The organism is Lutibacter sp., from assembly GCF_040883305.1.
In the GTDB taxonomy this organism is placed as follows: domain Bacteria; phylum Bacteroidota; class Bacteroidia; order Flavobacteriales; family Flavobacteriaceae; genus Lutibacter.
Window position 1 is genome coordinate 1 of record NZ_JBFLKT010000265.1, and the last position, 5,367, is coordinate 5,367.

Genomic DNA, 5,367 nt, shown 5'->3' on the forward strand with positions numbered 1-5,367 from the left:
AAATGAATCTCTTCAAAAATGGTGTTTAAATCCCACGTTCTAAAATCTACAGTATCAACTTTTTCAAAAGTAGCTGTTCTATTGTAAAACCTGTATCTGTTTTGTTGAAAATATTGCCAATACAAGTCTGCTAATACACTTTCTAAAATGTTTTTTGTTGGAAATTCTGAAGCAACAATTTCATTTTTAAATGAATTTATAATGCTTAGTTGCGCATCTTCCTCAAGCGTTAAAGCGTATTTAGATTGGTATAATATAGCTTTTGTTATTTGTGGAGTATTGTTTTCTTTTTTTGCTTTTTTGTAGATTTCATCAACAACTTTTAAAGCAGATTTTGGCAATTTTTTAGTTTCAAATTGCTTAACATTAAGCCATAATTTGTCGTAATTATTATAATGTTGTTGTGCGTTAGCATTGTTAGAAAATAAAAATATAGACATAATAATTAGGGCAAATTTTTTCATAATGAACTTATTTTAAAGAATTACACAAATTAATTTGTAATTGAAACTATTAAATTTATAAAATTAAATTACGTATTTGTACTTTTACCGTATTAATTAATAATACGTATGAATTTACACTTTATTGCTATTGGCGGAAGCGCCATGCACAACTTAGCTTTAGCACTATTACAAAAAGGATACCAAATTACTGGAAGTGACGATACAATTTTTCAACCTTCTAAATCTCGTTTAGAAAAGAAAGGTTTATTACCTCCAGCATTTGGTTGGTTTCCAGAAAAAATAACAAGTAATTTAGATGCAGTAATTTTAGGAATGCATGCAAAAGCAGACAATCCAGAATTGCTAAAAGCTAAAGAGTTAGGTGTTAAAATATTTTCATATCCAGAGTTTTTATATGAGCAATCTAAAGATAAAACACGTGTTGTAATTGGCGGTTCTCACGGAAAAACAACCATAACTTCTATGATTTTACACGTGCTAAATTATCATGAAATTGATGTTGATTATATGGTTGGAGCCCAATTAGAAGGTTTTGAAACAATGGTGAAATTAACTTCAGAAAATGAATTTATTGTGTTAGAAGGAGATGAATATTTGAGTTCTCCAATAGATTTAAGACCAAAATTTCACTTATATAAACCAAATATTGCACTTTTAAGCGGTATTTCTTGGGATCATATTAATGTGTTTCCAACTTTTGAAAATTATGTTGAACAGTTTTCAATTTTCACCAATTCACTTATAAATGGTGGAATTATGGTGTATAATGAAGAAGACGAGATTGTAAAACAAGTTGTTGAAACTTCTGAACGTCCTATAAAAAAGTATCCATACAGAACACCGGATTTTAAAATTGTAAACGGAACCACTTTTATTGAAACTCCTGAAGGAGAAATGCCTTTAGAGTTTTTTGGGAAACACAATTTACAAAATATGGCTGGAGCAAAGTGGGTTTGTCAAAACATGGGGGTTGGAGAAGATGAATTTTATGAAGCTATTGCTACGTTTAAAGGAGCAAGTAAACGTCTGGAAAAAATTGCGGAAAGTAAGTCAACTGTTGTGTTTAAAGATTTTGCCCATTCTCCTAGTAAAGTTGAAGCAACAACCAAAGCTGTTAAAAATCAGTACCAAGAAAGAACAGTATTGGCTTGTTTAGAATTGCATACATATAGTAGTTTAAATGCTGATTTTTTAAAAGAATACCAAAGTGCTTTGGATAGTGCAGATATGGCTGTCGTGTTTTATTCACCGCACGCTGTAGAAATTAAAAAGTTAGAAAAGGTTACAAAACAACAAATTAAAGACGCTTTTAATAGAGAAGATTTAATAATTTATACCAATCCAGATGAATTTAAATCGTTTTTATTCAGCCAAAACTTTAATAATACCGCTTTGTTGTTAATGAGTTCTGGTAATTATGGAGGCTTGGATTTTGATAAATTTAAAGAAATAGTTGTTTAATATGACGGCTGTCATAAAATCTTATTTTTATTGAGTCTAAATTATGATACTTTATAATTTATAAGTAATTTTGATTTAGGATAAATTAGTCTTTTATTCTTAAATTTAAATATGCAATTATGACTTCATATTCTAAAAATAATAACATAGTTTGTTTAGATGTTCGTCCTGTTTTAAGTGGAGGAAGTGATCCTTTTAATATAATAATGCAAACTGTAAAAACCTTAAAAGATAAACAAACGCTGCAAATAATAAATTCTTTTCAGCCACTACCATTAATTACTAAATTAGAACAAAGTGGTTTTAAATCTTGGACAGAACAACCAGAATCTGGTGTTTATCATACATTTTTTAAAAAAGATAGCAATGTTGAGGAAGAACTAAAACCAAATGAATTGCAAGAAAATTTAAAGTTTGATTCACTTTATAAAACCTTTGCAGGGAAATTAAAAAGTGTTGATGTGCGTGCTTTAGAAATGCCAGAACCAATGACCACTATTTTAGAAGAATTGGAACAATTGCCAGAAGGTTTTGCTTTGTTTGTAGATCATAAAAAAGTACCACAATTTTTACTTCCTGAATTGGAAGAAAGAAATTTTGAAATTCATTACAAAAAAAGAAGGTTAGATCATTTACAATTATTAATTTTTAAGAAATAAACAGTTTTGAACGGATTAAAAACAAATAATGCACCGCATATTGGTGTAGTTGTTCCTCATTTTATATTTGGAGCAATTAGCTTTTTTATTGTGGCAATTATGTTGGTGTTTTCAAGTTCAAGTTTGTTAGAGGTTTATTTTAACACCAAATTAATTGCCATAACTCACATGGCTATTTTGGGTTGGGCAACAATGATAATCTTTGGAGCGTTGTATCAACTAATTCCTGTAGTTTTTGAAACAGCTTTGTTCAGTGAAAAACTTGCAAAAGTTACATTTTGGATGGCAGCTTTTAGTGTACTTTTTTTAAGTTATTCTTTTTGGGTAGCTTCATTTACAATGTTATTACCGTATGCTTCGGTGTGTATGTTTATTTCCTTATTATTTTTTGTAATAAACGTACTACTATCCTATAGAAAATCTGAATTAAAAAACATGTCCTCTAAATTTGTAATTGCAGCAATTATTTGGTTGTTGTTAACCGAGCTTTTAGGAACATTAATAGCTTTAAATTTTAAATTTAATTTTTTTAGTGAAGCACATATTCATTATTTAAAAATCCACGCTACAATTGGTTTAATTGGATGGTTTCTACTATTGATTATAGGTGTAGGTTCTACATTAATTCCAATGTTTTTAATTTCTCATCAATTAAATTTCAAGAAACTAAAAGCTTCATTTTATTTAATTAACGGAGGTTTGCTTGGTATTGCAATTAATTGGTTTTTAATAAATAATTCAATTTTAACAGGTATTTGTTGGCTGTTAGTTGCTTCAGGAGTACTATTTTTTGTTTCTTTTATTTTTGATTCCTACAAAAAAAGAATGCGAAAAAAATTAGATGTTGGTATGCAATATTCTTTGTTGGCAATTGTGTCTGTGCTATTACCAATTATAATAAGTAGTGTATTAATAGTAGGTTCTAATGTGGAATTTCAATTACTATCTCGCATTGTTGTTTTTTACGGATTTTCAATAATATTTGGTTTTATTACGACTTTAATTTTAGGGCAAACTTATAAAACCCTTCCGTTTATTGTTTGGTTAGAAAAATATAAAAAATTAGTTGGAAAAACTAAAACACCATTGCCACGAGAATTATATTCAGAAAAAATAGCAAGCATTCAATTTTACTTGTATTTAGGCTTTATAATTATTATGCCAATTGGAATTTTATCAAATAATTTATTGTTACTAAAAATTGGAAGTATTATGTTATTATTAGTTACAATTTTATATAATATAAATGTGTTTAAAATTATTTTACACAACGTAAAACCCATTAAAAATGAATAAAACTGAAATCGCAGAATTTGAATTAGCAACCTTAGAATTGTTAAAAACAGTAATGGATCCTGAAATTGAAATTAATATTATTGATTTAGGATTGATTTACGAATTGTACTATAATGGAGCTGAAAAAATTAATATTGTTATGACATTTTCTACACCTGCTTGTCCATTAGGTGAAACCATTATTTCAAATATTAAAGAAACCATAAAACAACAACACCCTACTTTTGAAACGGTTGTTGATGTAGTTTTTCATCCACTATGGAATAATAGTATGGTAAGCGAAGAAGGTCGAAAAATTTTAGGAATGTAAAGCAAATTAATTTAGAATTACAGGTTTTAATTTTTTTAAGAACCTTCTTTCATTACAAATAATATTATAAATATTCATTATTATTTGTACTCTTTCACTTTGAAAATCACCAAACAAGTTGTAAATTTACGAAGCTACTAGTTAAAAAATCAATTATTTACATTAATAACCCCAGTATTAATTGAGTTTTTTATTAGTTGGTTATGAAAATTTTTCAAATTTCTTCTTTTAATTCTTGCTGTAGTTCTTTTTATTCTTCAATTAGATGTTTTGAAGGTGTTTTAAGAAATCATTTTTTAGCGATATTTAAGGTTCATTTTTACATATTTTTTGTGCTCCTTTTGATTGGTTCAGGATGGGTGTATAGTCAGGAGAGGACAAAAGTTAAGTATGATGTGAAATGTAATAAATGTGGTCACGAAAATCCTCAATGGATAGATGAGGACAAAAAGGGATATGTTTTGTACTGTAATAACTGTGGAGGACTAGGAATGTTGACCGAGAAAATAGATAGTGATGTTAAGACTAAATCTGAGAATAATCAATCAAAAAAAACTAACGAACCGAATCCAAGCGATATCCCTTGGGAAGTGGTTATTGGCGGAGCAGCTATAGGTGCAGCAGTTGTAGCAATTAGAAAAAAATTAAAAAAATCCAAGAATAATAAAAAAGAAAATAAACAAAAAGAAGAAGAAAAAGCAGGTTATATTTTACAACTTAGTACAAAAGAATTTGATTTTTCAGAAGAAAAACAAGGTAACTTAGAAGTTAGAGTGATTAAGATTACCGAAACCTCTGAAAAAAGTATCAATGCTGCTATTCAAATAATTAATCCAGAACCAGCTTTACACATTCAACCTAATAGAGGAACAACTCCTTTGCAATGTAAATTAGTTCTTAAAGATCAACCTAAGGAAAATCAGTTTAAAATTACCGTTATTGCCAATGCTGAAGGACATCAATACCAAAAAGATATCCAGATAAATGCTGGAGGAGAACCAAAAATTGTATTTGAAACGGCCCCAAATAATAAGCGAAGTTTACGTCCCGATATTAAAAGACTTATTGCATTATATGCACAAGTGGTAGACGCAAATAACAAACCAATAGATAATTTAACTGAAAGTATGGTTTTTACACCGATTGGTGATTGGGCTGAAATTTCAGAGCCAAT

The 5,367-nt window shown here is 28.5% G+C and carries 6 protein-coding genes; 5 read left to right on the forward strand and 1 reads right to left on the reverse strand.

The features are described 5' to 3' along the window. On the reverse strand, nt 1-464 hold a 464-nt coding region (locus AB1Z17_RS08285), incomplete at its 3' end, for a hypothetical protein (RefSeq protein WP_368051331.1). A gap of 108 nt (nt 465-572) precedes the next feature. Here AB1Z17_RS08285 and murC point away from each other — a divergent pair. From murC to AB1Z17_RS08310, 5 genes are all read left to right on the forward strand, one after another. Beyond that, entirely contained in the window at nt 573-1,928 is a 1,356-nt protein-coding gene (murC, locus tag AB1Z17_RS08290) for a UDP-N-acetylmuramate--L-alanine ligase (RefSeq protein ID WP_368051332.1), read from the forward strand. A 119-nt stretch (nt 1,929-2,047) separates the two neighbouring features. Then, nucleotides 2,048-2,587 (forward strand): DUF2249 domain-containing protein, encoded by a 540-nt coding sequence (locus tag AB1Z17_RS08295; RefSeq protein ID WP_368051334.1) that lies wholly within the window; start codon nt 2,048-2,050, stop codon nt 2,585-2,587. A 6-nt stretch (nt 2,588-2,593) separates the two neighbouring features. After that, nucleotides 2,594-3,883: a hypothetical protein gene (locus AB1Z17_RS08300; protein ID WP_368051335.1), complete on the forward strand. Its 1,290-nt coding sequence runs from the start codon at nt 2,594-2,596 to the stop codon at nt 3,881-3,883. Continuing rightward, nucleotides 3,876-4,193 (forward strand): metal-sulfur cluster assembly factor, encoded by a 318-nt coding sequence (locus AB1Z17_RS08305; RefSeq protein WP_368051336.1) that lies wholly within the window; start codon nt 3,876-3,878, stop codon nt 4,191-4,193. The genes AB1Z17_RS08300 and AB1Z17_RS08305 overlap by 8 nt, the downstream gene beginning before the upstream one ends. Before the next feature lie 203 nt (nt 4,194-4,396). Further along, nucleotides 4,397-5,367 (forward strand): hypothetical protein (locus AB1Z17_RS08310; RefSeq protein WP_368051337.1); only part of this gene is annotated, 971 nt, incomplete at its 3' end.

Bases quoted from the DNA above. Each gene is read 5' to 3' on its own strand.
- AB1Z17_RS08305 (WP_368051336.1), top strand. From the start codon at position 3,876: ATGAATAAAACTGAAATCGCAGAATTTGAATTAGCAACCTTAGAATTG.
- murC (WP_368051332.1), top strand. From the start codon at position 573: ATGAATTTACACTTTATTGCTATTGGCGGAAGCGCCATGCACAACTTA.
- AB1Z17_RS08295 (WP_368051334.1), top strand. From the start codon at position 2,048: ATGACTTCATATTCTAAAAATAATAACATAGTTTGTTTAGATGTTCGT.